We start from the raw sequence: 20674 nt of genomic DNA, 5'->3' as shown, positions 1-20674 counted from the left end.
CATCACCAAAGAAATAAATATACTAAGCCCATCACAACGAGGAAGCGGAGCCAACAATCTCTGCGCCTTAGTTAAAAATCTCTCCTACTGTTAAAGCAACCGTAGGAACAGCAAAGGGCCTTGCCCACCTAATATAAGAGAGAAACTAAATGTCTGAGCAATTTATCAAATCCAAAGCGGCAATTGCATGGGGTCCAAACCAGCCACTATCGGTAGAAGAAGTTGATGTGATGCTGCCGAAAAAAGGCGAAGTGCTAGTCCGCATCATCGCAACCGGCGTATGCCACACCGATGCCTTTACCCTATCTGGAGATGATCCAGAAGGGATCTTCCCGGCGATCCTTGGCCACGAGGGCGGCGGTATTGTCGAAATGGTAGGCGAAGGCGTCACCAGTGTTGAAGTGGGCGACCATGTTATCCCACTTTACACCCCAGAATGTGGTGAATGTAAATTCTGTAAGTCAGGTAAAACTAACCTGTGCCAGAAGATCCGCGAAACTCAGGGCAAGGGCCTGATGCCAGACGGCACTACCCGTTTCTACAAAGATGGCCAACCAATCTTCCACTACATGGGTTGCTCGACATTCTCTGAGTACACAGTACTGCCAGAAATCTCACTGGCGAAAGTGAATAAAGAAGCACCACTGGAAGAAGTTTGCCTGCTTGGTTGTGGTGTAACGACCGGCATGGGTGCAGTACTGAAAACCGCCAAAGTACAAAAAGGCGATACGGTTGCTGTATTTGGCTTGGGTGGTATCGGCCTTTCAGCCATCATCGGTGCCACAATGGCCGGTGCTAGCCGCATTATCGGTGTTGATATCAACGAGAGCAAATACGCCCTAGCGAAAGAGCTTGGTGCGACCGATTGCATCAACCCGAACGACTACGACAAGCCTATCCAGGAAGTGATCGTCGAAATGACTGACGGCGGTGTCGACTTCTCATTCGAGTGTATCGGTAACGTCAACGTGATGCGCTCTGCCCTCGAGTGCTGCCACAAAGGTTGGGGGGAATCTGTAATCATCGGTGTGGCCGGTGCAGGTCAGGAAATCTCTACCCGTCCGTTCCAGCTAGTCACTGGCCGTGTATGGCGTGGCTCTGCGTTTGGTGGTGTGAAAGGCCGCTCTGAGCTACCAGAAATTGTAGAACGTTACATGGCGGGTGAGTTCAAGCTTGATGATTTCATCACCCACACCATGGGCCTAGATGACATTAACAACGCTTTCGACCTGATGCATGAAGGCAAGAGCATCCGTTCTGTTATCCACTACGACAAGTAAAATGCATAACTAGGCTCCTACGGGAGCCTAGTGACTTTGGCAACGAAAGAGACGCTAATGACTATCGAAAACGTAAGCTGGAACAAAAGCTTTGGCGGCTGGCACAAGCAATATACCCACCACTCATCGGTGTTGAATTGTGATATGCGCTTCGCAATTTTCCTGCCGCCACAAATCGCCCAGGGTGCTAAGGTCCCTGTGCTTTACTGGCTATCGGGCCTTACTTGCACCGATGAAAACTTCATGCAAAAAGCCGGTGCGCAGCGTTTGGCAGCAGAGCTTGGCATCGCCATTGTCGCCCCAGATACCAGCCCGCGCGGTGAAGGGGTACCCGATGATCCTGAAGGGGCCTATGACTTCGGATTAGGTGCAGGCTTTTATGTCAATGCGACCCAGGCTCCTTGGAACCGTCACTACCAAATGTACGACTATGTGGTGAATGAACTCCCAGCTTTGATTGAGGAGCACTTCCCAGTCAATGACAAGCGTGCGATCAGCGGCCACTCAATGGGCGGCCACGGCGCTTTGATGATTGCCCTACGCAATCCATCTCGCTATAGCTCAGTGTCGGCTTTCAGCCCTATCAGCAACCCGGTGAACTGCCCTTGGGGTGAAAAGGCACTGGCGGGTTACCTAGGCGACGACCGAACCAACTGGCTACAATACGACACCACAGAGCTTCTCAAACAAAACCAGCAGCCTATTCCTGCCCTTGTTGACCAAGGCGATCAAGACGGCTTCCTTGAAGAGCAACTCAAGCCGACTACTCTGGCAGAGGCGGCGCAAAGTGTTGATTACCCGCTAGAGATCCGTATGCAAGAAGGCTACGACCACAGCTACTACTTCATCGCCAGTTTCATCGATGACCACCTGCGCTTCCATGCTCAGCACCTGTTGTGATTGAGAGTTTGTAGTGCCCCTGAACAAGGTGGTATTTGCCACATATAAAAAACCCCGCAGAAGCGGGGTTTTTCATATCAATCAGTCGTTGCTTAGAAGCCCAATGGAATGTTGAAGGCAAAGAATGCAACCAGTACCGTGGTCCAGACCGTCAGGAATGCAACCGAGTAAGGCACCATCATCGCAATCACATCACCGAACGACAGCTCAGGCTTGTACTTACGCATGAAGGCTAGGATAACGCCTGCATAGCTCATCATTGGTGTGATGATGTTGGTTGAAGAATCTGCTACACGGTAAGCCGCAGTCACAAGATCCGGGGTCATATTCGGGTTTACCTGGTACAGCATAGGTACGAAGATCGGGCCAAGCAGCATCCACTTCGATGTCAGGCCACCTACGAACAGGTTGATAACCGCTGTTGTCAGGATAAAGCCAATGATCAGTAGGATTGGGAACTGCTGCAAGCCTAGTGCACTCAGGAAGGTCGCACCTAGGTAGGTCACATAAGTACCTAGACCAGAGAAACCAAGTAGCGCCAGGAAGTTGTAACAGAAGAACGTCAGCACCAAGATGTAGCCCATGGTGTTCATCTGGGTAACCATCGCCTTCACAACATCCTGTAGTGACTTGAATTTACCCGTTGCTACACCAAAGAAGATACCGACAACCGCAAATACCATTGCAATCAGTAGGATAACATTATCTAGGTAAGGGGTTACCTCACGGCCAGCTTCATTCGTGTAAGTTGCCAGAGGGCCCATCGCCAGACCAGCAACCGCCGCTAGTGCCAGTACCAAGCCAATACCTGCAGCACGAAGGCCCTTGTTCTCAGCATCCGTTACCTTGAAGTCATCCAGGTTTAGATCTTCAGGTAGTTGGTAAGACATTTTTTCAAGGCGAGGCGCAACAAAACGGGTCGTCACCCAAGCACCTAGGCCGGCCAAGATAAAGGTCGACACAAAGATAAAGAAGTAGTGCATCGTCGCCGGGTTGATCGGTTCGCCCGCCGCCGTTTCAAAAGGAATACCCTGAGATTCTGCGAAAATACGTGCGTTAGCACCCAAGATCACGTCAACTGGCGTTGCAGGGATTAGGTTAGCACTGAAGCCTGCAGATACACCGGCAAAGCCTGCCGCCATACCAATCAATGGGTTTTTACCTAGACCCGCATAAAGTAGACCAGCAAGAGGGATAAGGATCAGGTAACCAGCATCAGTTGCGATTGAGCTCATGATACCTAGGAAGATAACTAGCAGAGGTAGGTAGCGATCGTTAATACGAAGGCCCACTTTCTTGATAACTGCTGATAGGAGACCAGAGTTTTCTGCGATACCTACACCTAGCATCACAATCAGGATCACACCCAGTACACCGCCACCGAATGATAGCCAGTTAGTTAGCAGGGCATTATCAAACATCCAGCGGACGTTCTCGGTTGCCAGCATGTTTTTAATGCTATGGGTAACTGCACCACCGTCGGCACCCATTGTTTCGAACTGAAGGCCACCGATAGCAGCAGTCAGTACCAGACAGAAGGTGAACAGTGACATAAAGATGATCACAGGATCCGGGATTTTTTTACCGGCACGCTCAATGAACGCGATGATGCCTTTCTGCGAAGGCGGGTTTGAAATGGTCTCACTCATAATCGAACTTCCTTACTATACCGATTGAGTTTTTGATGTTGTATTTTCAAAGGAAAGTAACAAATCATTTCATCTGAGTAAAACCAATGCAGACACTTACTTTTAGATTAAAAAACCAACCTAAAGACCAAGAAAAGAATAAAACCCCACACAGTAGCAACTAAACAACAATCAAACTCCGTACTATCTAGTTAGTACAGCATTTAAGTTTTGCAAAATTAAATTTCAATTAATGCAATAAAATCAGAATTAACAATCAAACAACATGTAATTATTGATATAGACAATACCGCTCTACTTTTTAACAACACAATATTCCACGAGGACATAACAAACACTTGCTTTGCCAGCATAAAAAAGCCCCGCAATGCGGGGCTTTAAAATTATTGGTAATTGTCAGGCTTACATGCTGTAAGTGTAAGGAGCCTGGATACCTAGTGGGATACCGATTGCCCAGTAAACCAATAGGAACACTGTCCAGCCAATTAGCATCGCAATCGAGTAAGGCATCATCATAGAAGCCAGGGAACCAATACCTGAGCTCTTCACGTAACGCTGCATGTATACAACAACCAGCGGGAAGAACACCATCATTGGAGAAATGATGTTAGATACTGAGTCACCTACACGGTAAGCCGCCTGAGTCAACTCAGGAGAAATACCAACAGCCATTAGCATCGGAACCATGATAGGACCGATCAGTGCCCACTTCGCAGATGCAGAACCTACTAGCAGGTTAACGAAAGCGGTAAGCAGGATCATACCAACGATAGTCACCTGGCCCGGTAGGTTCATCGCCTGTAGGAACTGAGCGCCAGAAAGCGCAAGCAGCGTACCTAGGTTCGACTGGGTGAAGGCAACAAGGAACTGGGCAATGAAGAACGCCATAACCATGAAGCTACCCATGCTGCTCATTGTCGCAGACATAGACTTGATAACGTCATCGCTTGCCTTGAACGTACCGGCAACACGGCCGTAAACCACACCAGGGATCACGAACAGGATGAAGATAAGCGGTACGATTGACTGCATAACCGGCGCGTCAAAAGCTGTGATTTCACCCGTTGGAGAACGCAGTGGCGAAGACTCAGGGATCAGCGCTAGGAATAGCACAGCGATACCCGCCATCATTGCCCAACCCGCGCGAGAGAAAGCTTTACTTTCTAGCTCGGTGAAAGAGCCCATGTCAGGTGCTTCTTCAGCATCTTCATCGATTGGCGTCTGAGATAGGCGCGGCTCAATGATTCGGTCAGTGATGTACCAGCCAATGCTCACGATAAGCAGTGAAGACAGGCCAGTGAAGAATAGGTTTGAAAGTGGATTTACAACATATTCAGGGTCAAGAATTTGTGCCGCTTCCTGAGTGAAGCCTGCCAATAGAGGGTCGATACCTGAAGGGATGAAGTTTGCAGCGAAACCACCTGATACACCGGCAAATGCAGCGGCAATACCTGCTAGAGGGTGACGGCCTGCGGCGTGGAAGATGATACCACCTAGTGGGATAACCAGAACATAGCCCGCATCAGCAGCTGTGTGCGATACGATAGCAACCAGGATCAACACAGGTGTGATGAATTTAGCTGGTGTCACATTCAACATTTTCTTAAGGCCAGTGTTGATGAAGCCAGATGCTTCAGCTACACCCACACCTAGCATTGCCACAAGAACAATACCTAGAGGTGCAAAGCCAGTGAAGTTCTTCACCATAGTCGCAAGGAAGTTTGCGAACGCTTCGCCGGTCAGTAGGTTGTTAACTTCTACTGCTTGGCCAGAAACTGGGTGAATTAAACCAAATTCGAACTGAGAGAAAACTGCAGACAGAACCCATACAAGGATCAGTCCCCAGAAGAAAAGCAAAGCAGGATCTGGGATCTTGTTACCTGTTCGCTCAATAAAGTTAAGAAACTTATTCATCGCACTCGGCGATTCATTAGGTGTCTTATTGACAGCTTGATTGCTCATGGGAACTCCATGGTCATTAGTGATGTTGTAAATTTGCGGCGCTTGGTTGTCGTTGTATCGCCGTCAATCCAATTTTTCTGCTACGAAAAATTCTGCGGTGAATTGTAATGAAAAGTTCAAACAAAAACGCACGATACACCATGCATTCAGGAATATTCATAATACCATATTGTAATAAAATATTAATCCAAAACATTTATCTAACAAGCACATTACAACCCCGCACCCAAAGCACAACAATACTTTCATTTATATAAATTATTTCTTATCCCCTTCCCTGAAGGCCTACAGACAATTAAAAACACCACTGGTATCACCCAAAAGCAAGATAATGCTACTCCCAGTATAAAAGGGCAGCCTCATGACTATTTCAGCACTTTTAAACATTGCCACAACCAAGCAACATACCGCTTCGCATGACTACAGTGTAGCCAAAAAAAAAGAGCACCCATGGGTGCTCCTTTCTATCGCTGGTATCTAAACCTTGCTTGATATTCCTGTGAGGATTATTCCCACTCGATCGTTGCTGGTGGCTTACCAGATACGTCATAAACAACACGGGAGATGCCGTCTACTTCGTTGATGATGCGGTTAGAAACTTTACCTAGGAAGTCGTATGGCAGGTGTGCCCAATGCGCGGTCATAAAGTCGATAGTCTCTACCGCACGCAGTGATACAACCCAGTCATACTTACGGCCGTCACCCATTACACCTACCGAGCGAACTGGAAGGAAAACAGTGAATGCCTGAGAAACCTTGTGGTACAGGTCGGCTTTGTGTAGCTCTTCGATGAAGATAGCATCCGCGCGACGTAGCAAATCACAGTACTCTTTCTTCACTTCACCCAGTACACGTACGCCTAGGCCTGGACCTGGGAACGGGTGGCGGTAAAGCATGTTGTAAGGCAGGCCAAGCTCAAGGCCAATCTTACGCACTTCATCTTTGAACAGCTCTTTTAGCGGCTCAACCAGACCCATTTCCATGTCATCTGGTAGACCACCTACGTTGTGGTGAGACTTGATAACGTGCGCTTTACCCGTCTTAGAAGCCGCAGATTCAATCACATCTGGGTAGATAGTACCCTGTGCCAACCACTTCGCGTTTGACAGCTTCTTCGATTCTTCGTCGAACACATCAACAAATACGTGGCCGATAATCTTACGCTTGGCTTCTGGCTCAGCTTCACCGGCAAGGGCAGCAAGGAAACGGTCTTCTGCTTTAACATGAACAATCTTCAGGCCGAAGTGGTCACCGAACATTTCCATTACCTGCTCACCTTCGTTGAGGCGAAGTAGGCCGTTGTCGACGAATACACACGTTAGTTTGTCGCCAATCGCACGGTGGATAAGCATCGCAACGACTGATGAGTCAACACCGCCAGATAGGCCAAGGATAACTTCATCGTCACCCACTTGCTCTTTGATGCGGGCAACCGCATCGTCGATGATGTTGGCAGACGTCCATAGCTTCTCACAGCCACAGATGTTAAGAACGAAGTTCTCGATAATACGCATACCCTGGCGAGTGTGTGTTACCTCAGGGTGGAACTGCACACCGTAGAAGCGCTTCTCTTCGTTCGCCATTGCCGCGTAAGGACAGGTCTCGGTTTCAGCAACCTTAACGAAGTCAGACGGGATCTCTACCACTTTGTCACCGTGGCTCATCCATACGTCTAGTAGCGCTTTACCGTCGTCGGCAATCGCATCTTCGATATTCTTGAAGAAAGCAGTTGGCTCAACTACTTTGACCTGAGCATAACCAAACTCACGCTCGGTAGAGCCAGCAACTTTACCACCTAGCTGCTCTGCCATAGTCTGCATGCCGTAGCAAACACCAAATACAGGCACACCGGCTTCGAACACATATTGCGGTGCGCGAGGTGAACCTTCTTCAGTCACACTTTCCGGGCCACCGGAAAGGATGATGCCGTTAGGGTTGAAGTCGCGAATATCCGCTTCATCAACGTCCCAGCTCCATAGCTCACAGTAAACACCAATTTCACGGATACGACGTGCAATAAGCTGGGTGTACTGGGAACCAAAGTCCAGGATCAGGATACGCTGGTCATGAATATTTGTGGTCGTGGTCATTCGAGCTGTCTCAAAAAATAATGGAAAGGTGGGGGCATTAAAACGCCCCCGATCTTATACAAGTTTCGCGTTTAGGCAAACGTTTTCGTCAGATGCTAATGCAGCTGATGAAAATTAACCCAAGCGGTAGTTAGGTGCTTCTTTAGTGATCGTCACGTCGTGTACGTGAGACTCATTCAGGCCAGCACCTGAGATGCGGACAAATTCAGCTTTAGTACGAAGTTCTTCGATTGTCGCCGAGCCCGTTAGGCCCATGCTTGAACGCAGGCCGCCCATTTGCTGGTGTACGATCTCTTTCATGTGGCCTTTGTATGCCACACGGCCTTCGATACCTTCCGGAACCAGCTTGTCAGCAGCGTTGTCTGTCTGGAAGTAACGGTCAGAAGAGCCTTTAGACATAGCGCCCAGTGAGCCCATACCACGGTAAGATTTGTAAGCACGGCCTTGGTACAGCTCAACTTCGCCCGGTGCTTCTTCAGTACCTGCAAACATTGAACCTACCATCACACAAGATGCACCTGCAGCGATTGCTTTACACATATCACCAGAGAAGCGGATACCGCCGTCAGCGATAACTGGGATACCGTATTGGTCCGCTACAGCAACAGCGTCAGCAATCGCAGTAACCTGAGGAACACCTACACCGGTAACAATACGGGTTGTACAGATAGAGCCAGGGCCGATACCTACTTTCACCGTACTTACACCAGCTTCGATAAGGGCACGCGCACCTTCAGCGGTAGCCACGTTACCACCTACGATAGGTAGATCAGGGAAAGCTTCACGAGTTTCGCGAATACGTGCTAGCACACCTTCAGAGTGGCCGTGTGAAGAGTCGATAAGCAGTACGTCAACACCAGCTTCAACCAGAGCAGCAACACGCTCTTCGTTACCAGCACCAGCACCAACAGCGGCACCTACGCGAAGACGACCACGCTCATCTTTACAAGCGTTAGGCTTACGCTCTGCTTTCTGGAAGTCTTTAGCAGTGATCATACCGCGAAGCTGGAAGTCATCGTTGACTAGCAGTACTTTCTCAACACGGTACTGCTGCATGATAGCTTCAACTTCTTCACGTGATGCGCCCTCTTTGGCTGATGCCAATTTGTCTTTTGGCGTCATCACTTCTTCAACCTTAAGCGAAAGGTCAGTAACAAAACGAACATCGCGGCCTGTGATAATACCAACAAGCTCATTGGTATCAGAAACAACAGGGTAACCAGCAAAACCGTTCTCGATAGTCAGACGCTTCACGTCTTCAATCGTATTGTTAGGTTTTACGGTTACAGGCTCAGAAACCACACCGGCTTCGAATTTTTTCACCATGCGAACTTCATTGGCTTGCTGCTCAATAGACATGTTCTTGTGGATGAAACCAATGCCGCCTTCCTGAGCAAGGGCAATTGCCAGGCGACCTTCTGTCACGGTATCCATTGACGCAGACACCATAGGGATGTTCAACGTAATGTCTTTCGTCAGGCGGGTGCGCAGATCGGCAGTGTTAGGCAGTACGGTTGAATGGGCTGGAACCAGCAGGACATCATCGAAAGTCAAAGCTTCTTGTTTGATTCGTAACATTGCAATATCTCACACCAAGTAAAGGTTTAAAGAAGGATAAAATATTGCGGACGAATTATACGGAGGAAGCAATCGATTGGCTAGACTTTTTTTAATTTTTTTAATTGACAAAAAACTCTTGATGTGTAGTATATATCGGTTAAGTATCCGGTGCTGCGGTCAGCATATTACGACCAAGATCTGTCCATAGATCTGCCTAGGCCCTTTTAACCTCGTCCTAGCCTCTGTCAGCCGCTCACTTTCAGCCTTCCAAAACAGGTATCTTGTCTCGTGACGTTATTTGCTCAACAGAACCAGACCAATGACCGTATCTATACTGTTTCCAGCCTAAATGCCCAAGTCCGTTTGATCCTTGAAAACGAAATGGGTGTCGTGTGGCTGGTCGGTGAACTGTCGAATCTTTCCATGCCCGTTTCCGGCCATTGGTATTTCACCCTCAAGGACTCCCGGGCACAGGTCAAATGTGCCATGTTCAAGGGCAGCAACCGCCGTGTGACCTTCAAACCCGCCAACGGTACCCAGGTGTTGGTCAAAGCTCGCCTGTCACTTTACGAGCCTCGTGGTGACTACCAGTTGATCATCGAGAGTATGCAGCCAGAAGGCGATGGTCGCCTGCAACAGCAGTTCGAGCAGCTAAAAATGAACTTAGCTGCCGAAGGTTTATTTGCCCAAACCCTCAAGCAACCACTGCCGGAGCAGCCGCAGCGAGTTGGTATTGTCACCTCAAAAACCGGTGCCGCACTACACGATATCCTCAATGTCCTGCAGCGCCGTGACCCTAGCTTGCCCGTCGTCATCTACCCGACAATTGTCCAAGGTGAAGGAGCTGCAATTTCAATAGCCCAAGCTATTGGCCGGGCCAATGCCCGCCGTGAGTGTGATGTGCTGATTGTCGGTCGTGGCGGTGGCTCACTAGAAGATCTATGGGCCTTCAATGAAGAGATTGTGGCAAGGACCATTGCCGCCAGCCAGATCCCGATTGTCAGTGCTGTCGGCCACGAAGTAGATGTCACTATTGCGGATTTCGTCGCCGATGTCCGCGCCCCGACGCCTTCGGCTGCCGCAGAGCTGATCAGTCGTGACATGGGTTTTCAAACTCAGAAAATCAGCCAGAAAGTACAACAACTTCAGCATGCTATGCGCCATTACCTTGCGGGTAAGCAAGCACAGACAATTAGGTTGCAGCACCGTCTTGATCGCCAGCATCCACAGGTCCGCCTCAACCAACAGCAACAGCAGCTAGATGAGTTAGCCGGCAAGCTTGAGCTAGCAATGAAGCAGCGCTTGAGCCGCCACCAGCAGAACATCGACCGCAACAATTACAAACTGTCCTTGAACTCACCAGCCAACATTGTTCAGGCACAGCAGAACCGGCTCGAACGCCTGCAACAAAGGCTGCAAGACGGCATGGACAGACGTTTGCTCAATGCTAGCCATAAACTGGCCTTGGCAGCAGAAAAGTTGGAAACAGTCAGTCCACTGGCAACCCTAGGGCGTGGTTACTCAATTACCCGCAACACCAAGGGGCAGGTCATCCGCAGCGCAGAGCAAGTCAAGCAAGGTGATAACCTTAGGACAACACTTGCCGACGGAGAAATCCACTCCGTTGTTTCGGGTTCGTCGCCATCCCCAGAATAACTTCAAAGTCAAAAATGCCGCCAAGTGTTATCCACTAGGCGGCATTTTCTTGCCCTGTATCCACAATACGGGACTCAAGCTATCGAAGTCGCTGGCATCCCTACTCAAGCTTTATCGAAGTGGATCCTGACCCGCGATTTAGACTTCAACTCATTGCAAGTGTTGCAGAAATAGCTTGCTGCTCCACAAGCCTGCAGCTTTTCAAGTTCAGCATCGCAATCAGGACAATATGCCTGCTTGATAAACGTCTGGCTACATTGTCCGCAATGGTATTTCCCATCCTGCCACTCGAGCTCTTGGTTACAGCTTGGGCAAATGTTCTGGCTCATAATCTCTCCCTTAATCCAACTGTTCCCATGATAACTTAACCGAGTGCCCTGCTCTCTTGATCCAACTCAGTAACGACAAACATGGGTATGAGCCCATCACGATTGCGTACCCTGATCGTACTTCAAACTGTTGATCAACGACAAAAGCCACCGTGATCAGCGATCAGCTAGCAAAAGAACATTTATCAATACACATCCCGAAAGCATAAGTTACATGTTCTGTTTTTCAATTTTAAACGATATTTAAACCTATCACTTTCGAATAAAAGCGATACGATCCAGCAAATAATAAAACCAGAACAAAAGGATCAAATAACTGCCACTAGCACATCAAAAACAAAGTTAAGCAATTGATATTAAATGATTTTAACGCACATAATGACATTTACCCTTTTATTGCCAGCCGATCAAGCCGGTTGGCTATGGGTAATCATGACGAGTTCCTGTTCATTGATTAGCTGGAATTCAACCCGCAGCGCCGCATATTCTGCTAGCGAAGTGACGTGGGTACCTCCACAAGGTATTTCTACCACTACCCCCTCTTGCAAATCACAGCGCCAGTAACGGGAGTCGGTGAGCGCTTCCCCTTCCCTACGCATGTCCACCGGGAAGCCTGCTTCACACCAGGCAGCAAGCTGTTGGTTGATTTGATCGGCTATCGTAGGTAAGGCTGCGATCATGTCAGCAGCATTGAGCCCTCGCTTACGCAGGGTTTTACCGATACGGTAAGTATCTGTGCTGCAATCTTCCGTCACCCGGCTTTCTGTCTGGGCGTAACTATGGAAGTCATAATGGCCCAGCTCATCCTTGCGTGAGGCATCTTTACGCCAGAAGTCATGGTGCAGCACCTTGTTCAGGGCCAACGATGACAGGTGGCCCCCACTGTGTCCCCGGCTCAGGGCAAGTTGGTATTGCTCGTCCACGTTTAGGGTTGCCTTGGTGCCAACCGAGCTTTCGATACTCTCTGCCAAATGGTGTACAACCACAAAGACCCATCCCGGTTCATCACGCTTAACCGGGATATCAGCCCCAACATAAAGCTGTCCGCTTTCCTGCTCTACGGCACCGACCAGGCAATCAACTACCTCATGCACTTGGCTCTCTAGAACCACTGTTCCGCGATCTGCGGGATGATCTGGCCAGATATGGCTTACCGGGTGGAAAGGCGTACGGTCGGTAACAACATAACACCCTTGTTCCGGATGGGCGGCAATCAATTGAATGTTGGCTTCGCATTGGTAAATACGTTCTGGGAAAAGAACCTGAGTCGCGCTGGTCACTATAGGGATATCCTTACTGCTCGGTGGAGAGTCGATAATAACAAAAATCCTACCTATCGACTGGTGAAAACCAATTACAGACATTACAACTCCGAGTATTAGGATAAAATTTCAAAACCTACTCGCCAAGGACGGCGAGTCGGAGCAACATGGATGTTATCAGCGTTTTTGAAATTTTATTCTGATGCTTGGTGTCAAACAAAAAACCCGGCCAAGGGGCCGGGTTTGTCTATACGGTTTGACAGCTTAATTAACTATCACGGTCACGGTTTTTCAGTGCCGTTGCCAGACGCTTGCGCTGGCGTTCCTGAGAAACGGTCAGCTTCTGCTTCTTGGCTTCGAACGGGTTATCGCTGCTCTGGAACTGGATACGGATTGGCGTACCCATCATTTCCAGCGACTTGCGGTAGTAGTTCATCAGGTAACGCTTGTACGAGCCCGGTAGTTCGTTCACCAAGTTACCGTGGATAACGATAATCGGCGGGTTGTAACCACCTGCGTGCGCATACTTCAGTTTCACACGGCGGCCACGGATCATAGGTGGCTGGTGATCGTCCTGTGCCATCTGCATAATACGCGTCAGCATTGAGGTACTGATACGCTTAGTCGCAGACTGGTAAGCTTCCTGTACGGATTCGTACAAGTGGCCAACACCGGTACCGTGCAGGGCAGAAATGAAGTGAATACGGGCAAAATCCACAAAGCCCAGACGACGGTCCAGTTCAGACTTCACACGCTCTTTGACTTCGTTATCCAGACCATCCCACTTGTTCACGGCAATCACCAATGAACGACCTGCGTTCAGGGCAAAGCCAAGCAAGCTCAGATCCTGATCAGAGATGTTTTCACGTGCATCGATAACCAACAGCACAACGTTGGCATCTTCTACCGCTTTCAAAGTCTGGATCACCGAGAACTTCTCAACGGCTTCGTGCATGTTCTTACGGCGACGGATACCCGCTGTATCAATCAGCACATACTCCTGGCCTTCACGCTCCATCGGAATGTAGATAGAGTCACGCGTGGTGCCCGGCATATCGTAAACAACCACACGCTCTTCACCGAGGATACGGTTAGTCAGCGTTGACTTGCCCACATTCGGGCGGCCAATGATCGCCATCTTGATCGGTTGCTCCTGCAGACGCTTATAGGCTGCTTCTGCATCCGCTTCTGACAGGTTAGCTTTCTCGATATCTTCTACCGATGTCAAATCTTCGATGAAGACTTCATCACCGTCTTCCTCAGCTTTTGCCTTAAGGTCGTCGGCAAATGGTGCCAGAGCACGCTCCATCAGCGCCGTCACACCACGGTTCTGTGCTGCAGCGATCTGGTACATACCGTCCATACCCAACTTCCAGAATTCGGCACAAGCGCTATCTGCATCGATACCGTCAATCTTGTTTACCACTAGGAAGGTTGGTTTCTCACGGCTACGCAGGTGTTTAGCAATTGCTTCGTCAGAAGACGTCAGACCGGCACGGCCATCAACCAGGAACAGAACAACATCGGCTTCTTCGATCGCTGCTAGTGATTGCTCGGCCATTTTGGTTTCGACGCCTTCTTCAGTACCGTCGATACCGCCGGTATCAATCACAATAAATTCATGCTCTTCGAGCTCAGCCTTACCGTATTTACGATCCCTTGTTAAGCCAGGAAAGTCAGCTACCAGCGCATCCCTTGTACGGGTAAGACGGTTGAATAACGTCGATTTACCCACGTTTGGGCGCCCGACAAGGGCAACAACAGGAATCATAAGTACCTCTTACTTTTCATAGTCTTAATGACATATTTTCCATTCATTCTTGCCTCCAGTCAGGCCACTAGCCTGCACCTTCATCCGACAATAATATCGCGAACGGATATAACAACAACGGCCCCTGACTGTGTCCACAGCAGGAGCCGAGAATAATAATGGCGCGTATTATAGCGGCAAATTAAGGCATTTGCATTTTGTTAATACGCCCATCGCGAGTGATCACTAAGTAGCCATCGCTCATTCGGACTGGTGGGACCGCAATACCACTGTCGTCTATTTCCTGCTGGGCAACAAAGTCACCCGAGTATGGATCGATCCAATGCAGGTAGCCTTCGCTATCACCAACAACAAGATAACCATTGATCACAGCAGGAGCGCTGAGCAAACGGTGTTCCAGCTGGTTGTTAGACCACAGCTCCGTGCCGCTTCGGGTATCAACCGCAACAACATGGTCTTTATCTGTGATCAAATATAGCTGACTCCCATCAATGGCAAAATCAGTGGCCGAGGAATAATTACGTTTCCATGCCGCCTGACCAGTACGCAGATCAATCGAGACCAAGCTACCATTGAATCCAAGCGCGAACAGGCGCTCGCCATCGATAACCGGCGAGGCATCGACATCAACCAAACGGTCGATTTCCGTACCGCCTTTCGGTGAACCGATAGGCTGTTGCCACAGCATCTGACCGTTGCCCATCAAAGCACCAGCCAAACGACCATTAGCTTGTCCCCAGAAGACACCACCAGAAATAGAAACTGGCGAGCTGTCACCTCGAAGAGTCAGTGTCGGCAATTCACTACCAAGTTGCCAGCGGCTTTCACCGGTGTTGGCATCCAGCGCCTGCAAAATACCACGGCTAGTATTAACAACAACTAAGCCTTCATCAACCAACGGTTTAGACAGGACTTCGCCTTCTACTGTTTGACGCCAAGCTACTTCACCGGTTTCTTCATCAAGGGCAATCACCTCGGCATTTTCCGAGCCGATAAACACCTTGCCGTAAGAAAGCGAGATACCACCGGCTAATCTTGCTGAGATATCCCCTTCAAGATCCTGCTGCCAGATTTCTGAACCCGTATCGGGATCCAGCGCTTTAACCAGGCCGTTGCGGTCAGCGACAAATACCTTGCCGTAACCTACCGCAGGGGTGAGCTTAGAGAAGAAATGGCCGACGCCATCCCCTACTTTGCTGCTCCATCCCTGTACTGGAGTAAACGTGTTTTCAACCACCGGCAACGGTGCCATTTGGATAGTGTCTTCCTCGCTGGCACAACCAGCAAGTATACCGACAGCCAAGGCAACCGAAATAGCTTGCTTCAACACCTTCTGCATACGCGCTCTACCTTATTGTGCCAAGTCGTCTAGCTTGATCTGCAAGGCAGGAGAAGCACCAAGTTGTTGTGCGCTAACATAAGCATCGCGCGCAGCTTGGGTCTCACCTTTTTGCAGTAGGACATCACCTCGAAGTTCAGCAACTTTCGCAGCCCAACTTTCAGCGGTAACTTTGTCCAATTCAGCCAACGCCTTGTCAAAGGCGTCCTGCTCAGCATAGATACGAGCCAAGCGGGTTTGTGCAATAGGTAGAATCGCTACATCTTGGGTATTAGCAATTGCCCAGCTCAACTGTTCAGCGGCTGCATCCAAATCACCATTCTCCACCTGCGCTTTGGCCAGTTGCAATGATGCAAGTACAGAATATTGGCTGCTTTCATGAGCTGCGATAAACGCCTGCACATCTGCAACGGCAGATTCGCTACCGCTTTCCAGACGGTTAACCACCTGGGTGTATGCATCAGATGCCTGCTCCTTGGCTGATTGAACTTCCGACTGGTAATAACGCCAGCCAAACAGACCACCCAAACCAATCACAGTACCGAGAACAACGGCTTTACCGTTTTCTTTCCACCAAGCCTTTATCTGTTCAACTTGTTGTTCTTCTGTGATATTGCCGTCCACTTCCTGTCCTCTCTTAAATCAATTCGGCCAGCTTTGCTGCCACATCGTCTTGCGCCATCGTGGTTTGCTCACCGCCGCGAAGATCTTTAACTACCACGGTATTTTCAGCGATTTCATTTTCGCCCAATACCAGTGCCACTGCCGCGCCAACATTATCAGCACGCTTGAATTGTTTCTTGAAGTTACCACCACCGAAATGGCTCATCACACGCAAGCCAGGTACATCTTCACGTAGCTTCTCGGCCAGTTTCATGCCCGCCATCATAGTGCCTTCGCCAGCGGTTACCATGTAGACGTCAACTGGGCGACGTACATCAGTCAGTTCTAGGGTTTCCATCATAAGCACTAGACGCTCAAGACCCATCGCAAAGCCCACGGCTGGTGTCGCTTTGCCACCAAGTTGCTCAACAAGGCCGTCGTAGCGGCCACCGCCACATACCGTACCCTGCGCGCCAAGGCTTTCAGTGATCCACTCAAATACAGTGCGGTTGTAGTAATCCAAACCACGAACAAGACGTTCATTTACTTGGTATTCGATGCCTGCAGCGTCCAATAGTTCACACAAACCGGCAAAATGTTGTTTTGACTCTTCACCTAGGTAGTCAGACAGCTTAGGCGCGTCTACCAATACTTCCTGGATAGCAGCATTCTTGGTATCCAGTACGCGTAGCGGGTTAGTGTGCATACGGCGCTTGCAGTCTTCATCTAAGATGTCGATGTGCTGCTCAAGGAATGCTATCAGTGCCTCACGGTAGTTAGCACGGTCTTCTAGCGAACCGATAGAGTTAAGCTCAAGGCGAACGTGCTTGTCGATACCTAGCTCACGCCACATGCGGGCTGTCATCATGATCAGCTCTGCGTCAACATCCGGACCATTCAGACCGAACACTTCCACACCGAACTGGTGGAACTGACGGTAGCGGCCTTTCTGCGGGCGCTCGTGACGGAACATTGGACCGGTGTACCATAGGCGCTGTTCTTGATTGTATAGCAGGCCATTCTGGATGCCCGCACGTACACAGCCTGCAGTCCCTTCAGGACGCAGAGTCAGGCTGTCACCGTTGCGGTCATCAAATGTATACATTTCCTTTTCAACAACATCCGTTACTTCACCGATTGCCCGACTAAACAAATGCGTCGATTCAACGATAGGCATACGGACTTCACTGTAACCGTACGCGCTCACAACTTGTTTAATGGTCGATTCCACTTTCTGCCAAAGCGGAGATTGGGTTGGAAGGCAGTCGTTCATGCCTCGAATTGCTTGAATTTGTTTCGCCACGTTTATTCTCGTTAACCGATGGGGAATGGAGTTGAATATATAGGTTATAACGCAAATAGTGAACCGCCCCAACGCGAGTCGGGGCGATTCTTGTCAATTTCGTTATTTTTCTGTCACATCAATGCGGTTTGCTGTGTCCAGCATTGACGCTTTAGCACGAATTTTAGCTTCCAGCTGCTCAATAACATTGTCGTTATCGAAACGCTCTTTCTGGCGCAAGCCATCTTCATAAAACGCGCTTTTACGGTTGCCGCCGGCAATACCCAAGTGGGAAACTTCTGCTTCACCCGGGCCATTAACCACACAACCAATCACGGAGACATCCATAGGTACTGTGATGTCTTCCAGTCGCTGCTCCAGCTCGTTCACTGTGCCAATAACATCGAATTCCTGACGTGAACAAGTTGGGCAGGCAATAAAGTTGATGCCGCGAGAGCGGATACGCAGGGATTTCAGAATATCAAAGCCCACTTTGATTTCTTCAACAGGATCGGCCGCTAGCGATACTCGCAACGTATCACCGATACCTTCCGACAGCAGCATACCCAAGCCAACAGCAGATTTTACCGCACCGGCACGCGCACCACCGGCTTCAGTGATACCCAAGTGTAGTGGCTGCTTGATCTGCTGAGCCAGTTTGCGGTAAGAGTCTACTGCCAAGAACACATCAGACGCCTTAACACTCACCTTGAATTGGTCGAAGTTCAGGCGGTCCAAAATATCCACATGGCGCATAGCTGATTCCACCAAGGCATCCGGTGTCGGCTCACCGTATTTCTGCTGGATGTCTTTTTCCAGCGAGCCACCGTTAACACCGATACGGATTGGGATATTCTTGTCACGAGCACAGTCCACTACCGCGCGGATACGATCTTCACGACCGATATTACCCGGGTTGATACGCAGACAGTCTACACCGTATTCCGCCACTTTCAGGGCGATACGGTAATCGAAGTGGATATCCGCTACCAGCGGGATATTCACTTGCTGTTTGATTTGCTTAAACGCCTCGGCCGCATCCATAGTAGGCACAGAGACACGGACGATATCCGCACCGACATTTTCCAGCGCTTTAATCTGGGCAACAGTCGCAGCCACATCGGTGGTACGGGTGTTGGTCATGGACTGCACCGCAATAGGTGCACCGTCACCGATTGGCACATCACCGACATAGATTCGGGTGGACTGACGGCGTTTAATTGGAGACTCGTTATGCATTACATCTACTCTTTACTGCGGCAGTTTCAATCGCGCCACTTTACCTGCAGGGTACCTGCTCAGATCAACAGGTTCACCTTTATAGCTCATGGTTACAACGCTCGGTGCGCCCAGCACCACGCGGAATGGTTCATTGCCATCCAGTTTAAGGACATCACCGGCTTTCTTGATACCGGTATCCAAACGGCGGCCATTAGCATCACGGATATCGATCCAGCAATCACCGGTAAAGCTCAATTCAAGATCTGAACTTGCGACTACGGTTTCGTCTTCCGATACCACGTCACTCAACTGCTCTGCCGCCAAACTGTCGGCACTGTCGACATCGGTATCTGCCAGTTCTTGCGGTTCGGTGAAGCTGTCTTCAAAGCTTGCCTGCGGTTCGGGCTCAATTTCTGGCAACTGGACCGGCTCGGCTTCAACAGTAGTCAAAACGCTAGCAGTTTCCTCTGCACCCGACTCAGACACTGTCGTCAAGACCGAAGTACTTGAACCATTACCAGCATTGGCAATTGACTCATCCAGCGCCTGAACCTCAGCCGGAGCGGCAGTGAATTCCGCTTCAGGGCTCATCTGCAAGCTTTGCCACCACCAAATACCGGTGAGGCCAATAAACAGTGCGCCCAGCACCCAAGTCAAACGCATGATTCGGTTATCGTGCGCTTCACGCTTGGTGCGACGCGAAAAGCTCTGCATTTCCTGCTCTTGAGGTTGAGCATGACCTTGCTGATCTAGCTTCGCCAGAACCTCGGCCTCATCTAGACCGACAAATTTGGCATAGGATCGCACATAACCACGGGTAAACGTGGCGAGTTGTGCTTCTTCGAATTGGTTATTTTCGATATCACTGACCACCGAGAGGCGGAGCCTCAATCGGCTTGCAACATCCTTCTGTGAATAGCCTAGCTTCTCTCGAGCCTGACGCAGCATATCCCCTGGAAGAATGATTTCTTCTGTTGATCGTTCTTCGTTCTGTTCAGTATTCATTGGCTAGATAGTTTTGATATTGCAGAGAGTCCGGGTATTGGGCTTTGAGAATGCCAGCATATTTATCCGCTTGGCTATCATAGCCAGCTTGCTGCTCAAGCTGGATCAACAGCCATAAGCTGTCGGCTTTGTACCCGTATCTCTTGTTAAATTTAAACAGCCTGACGCGAGCTTCCTTGAAGTTCTGCGCCTCAATATCCAACTTCGACAGCTGCAGCATAGATTTGGCTCGATATGGGTCATAAGCCAAAGCTTTATCAAAATAGCCCCGAGCCTGAGGTTGGTTACCCTGCTCTAAGCTACACAACGCCGCATTTTCATAACTGGCCGAAGTCAGGTAATAATATGGTTGCTTGATGGCGCTCTCAAACTGGTCGATCGCCTCATCATAGCGTCCCTGACTACACAAGAATACACCATAGTTGTTTCTTACATCGCCATTTTTTGGTGAATATTTCAGAGCTTGACGGTAAATTTTTTCCGCCGACTCTGGCTCATCCACCCGCTGGTAGTAATAGGCCATGGCATTTAGCGCCCGGTAATATTGCGGGGCATACTGCAGGGCAAGTTCGAAATTATCTCGTGCCCGCTGCCATTGTCCTTGTTCCAAATATCCCAGCCCAAGGGTCACTCTGGCTTCGGCAGCCTCTTCCTTGTTTATGCTCTGTGGGGTATTTCCAGACTCATCGACGGTAACACAACCGGCCAATAAACTACACAATAATAGGCACTTCTTCCATCGAACCATCCCAATCCCGCCTTAAT

Annotated in this window: 16 protein-coding genes; 3 read left to right on the top strand and 13 right to left on the bottom strand. The window is 49.5% G+C overall.

Annotated features, from left to right (window positions below):
- The first annotated feature begins 149 nt into the window (after window positions 1–149).
- Complete coding sequence (locus tag C9J01_RS27190) at window positions 150–1280, top strand: S-(hydroxymethyl)glutathione dehydrogenase/class III alcohol dehydrogenase (protein WP_107301202.1); 1131 nt, start codon at window positions 150–152, stop codon at window positions 1278–1280.
- A 57-nt stretch (window positions 1281–1337) separates the two neighbouring features.
- Complete coding sequence (gene fghA / locus C9J01_RS27185) at window positions 1338–2180, top strand: S-formylglutathione hydrolase (protein WP_107301201.1); 843 nt, start codon at window positions 1338–1340, stop codon at window positions 2178–2180.
- A gap of 92 nt (window positions 2181–2272) precedes the next feature.
- Here fghA and C9J01_RS27180 read toward each other — a convergent pair whose 3' ends face one another.
- From C9J01_RS27180 to guaB, 4 genes are all read right to left on the bottom strand, one after another.
- Complete coding sequence (locus tag C9J01_RS27180) at window positions 2273–3829, bottom strand: AbgT family transporter (RefSeq protein ID WP_107301200.1); 1557 nt, start codon at window positions 3827–3829, stop codon at window positions 2273–2275.
- Between the two features lie 402 nt (window positions 3830–4231).
- Window positions 4232–5791: an AbgT family transporter gene (locus tag C9J01_RS27175; RefSeq protein ID WP_107301199.1), complete on the bottom strand. Its 1560-nt coding sequence runs from the start codon at window positions 5789–5791 to the stop codon at window positions 4232–4234.
- Window positions 5792–6297: 506 nt separating this feature from the next.
- Complete coding sequence (gene guaA / locus C9J01_RS27170; protein WP_107301198.1) at window positions 6298–7881, bottom strand: glutamine-hydrolyzing GMP synthase; 1584 nt, start codon at window positions 7879–7881, stop codon at window positions 6298–6300.
- 114 nt (window positions 7882–7995) lie between these two features.
- On the bottom strand, window positions 7996–9459 hold the full coding sequence (guaB, locus tag C9J01_RS27165; RefSeq protein WP_107301197.1) for an IMP dehydrogenase: 1464 nt from the start codon (window positions 9457–9459) through the stop codon (window positions 7996–7998).
- 270 nt (window positions 9460–9729) lie between these two features.
- Between guaB and xseA the strand changes: the two genes are divergently transcribed.
- Window positions 9730–11097: an exodeoxyribonuclease VII large subunit gene (gene xseA / locus C9J01_RS27160; RefSeq protein WP_107301196.1), complete on the top strand. Its 1368-nt coding sequence runs from the start codon at window positions 9730–9732 to the stop codon at window positions 11095–11097.
- Window positions 11098–11201: 104 nt separating this feature from the next.
- On the opposite strand, the gene C9J01_RS27155 is transcribed toward xseA, so the two are convergent.
- From C9J01_RS27155 to pilW, 9 genes are all read right to left on the bottom strand, one after another.
- Window positions 11202–11426, bottom strand: coding sequence for a zinc ribbon domain-containing protein (locus C9J01_RS27155; protein WP_107301195.1), 225 nt, complete (start codon window positions 11424–11426; stop codon window positions 11202–11204).
- 407 nt (window positions 11427–11833) lie between these two features.
- Window positions 11834–12709 (bottom strand): alanyl-tRNA editing protein, encoded by an 876-nt coding sequence (locus tag C9J01_RS27150; RefSeq protein WP_107301209.1) that lies wholly within the window; start codon window positions 12707–12709, stop codon window positions 11834–11836.
- 247 nt (window positions 12710–12956) lie between these two features.
- Complete coding sequence (gene der / locus C9J01_RS27145) at window positions 12957–14459, bottom strand: ribosome biogenesis GTPase Der (protein ID WP_107301194.1); 1503 nt, start codon at window positions 14457–14459, stop codon at window positions 12957–12959.
- A 181-nt stretch (window positions 14460–14640) separates the two neighbouring features.
- Window positions 14641–15798 (bottom strand): outer membrane protein assembly factor BamB, encoded by a 1158-nt coding sequence (bamB, locus tag C9J01_RS27140; RefSeq protein ID WP_107301193.1) that lies wholly within the window; start codon window positions 15796–15798, stop codon window positions 14641–14643.
- 12 nt (window positions 15799–15810) lie between these two features.
- A complete protein-coding gene (locus tag C9J01_RS27135) occupies window positions 15811–16422 on the bottom strand; it encodes a YfgM family protein (protein WP_107301192.1) in 612 nt (203 codons plus the stop codon).
- Window positions 16423–16435: 13 nt separating this feature from the next.
- The gene (hisS, locus tag C9J01_RS27130; RefSeq protein ID WP_107301191.1) at window positions 16436–17704 is read right to left on the bottom strand and encodes a histidine--tRNA ligase; all 1269 of its coding nucleotides are present in this window, start codon (window positions 17702–17704) and stop codon (window positions 16436–16438) included.
- A gap of 102 nt (window positions 17705–17806) precedes the next feature.
- Window positions 17807–18922 carry a flavodoxin-dependent (E)-4-hydroxy-3-methylbut-2-enyl-diphosphate synthase gene (ispG, locus tag C9J01_RS27125; protein ID WP_107301190.1) on the bottom strand — a complete coding sequence of 372 codons (1116 nt, stop codon included), beginning with the start codon at window positions 18920–18922 and terminating at the stop codon, window positions 17807–17809.
- A 12-nt stretch (window positions 18923–18934) separates the two neighbouring features.
- Complete coding sequence (rodZ, locus tag C9J01_RS27120) at window positions 18935–19909, bottom strand: cytoskeleton protein RodZ (RefSeq protein ID WP_107301189.1); 975 nt, start codon at window positions 19907–19909, stop codon at window positions 18935–18937.
- Complete coding sequence (gene pilW / locus C9J01_RS27115) at window positions 19899–20657, bottom strand: type IV pilus biogenesis/stability protein PilW (protein ID WP_107301188.1); 759 nt, start codon at window positions 20655–20657, stop codon at window positions 19899–19901. Before pilW ends, rodZ begins: the two co-directional genes overlap by 11 nt.
- Window positions 20658–20674: the final 17 nt, after the last annotated feature.

The sequence above is a fragment of the Photobacterium rosenbergii genome (genome assembly GCF_003026455.1).
Lineage (GTDB): Bacteria > Pseudomonadota > Gammaproteobacteria > Enterobacterales > Vibrionaceae > Photobacterium > Photobacterium rosenbergii.
Note: the sequence above shows the minus strand (reverse complement) of the source record. Positions and strands in the feature narration are given on the sequence as shown.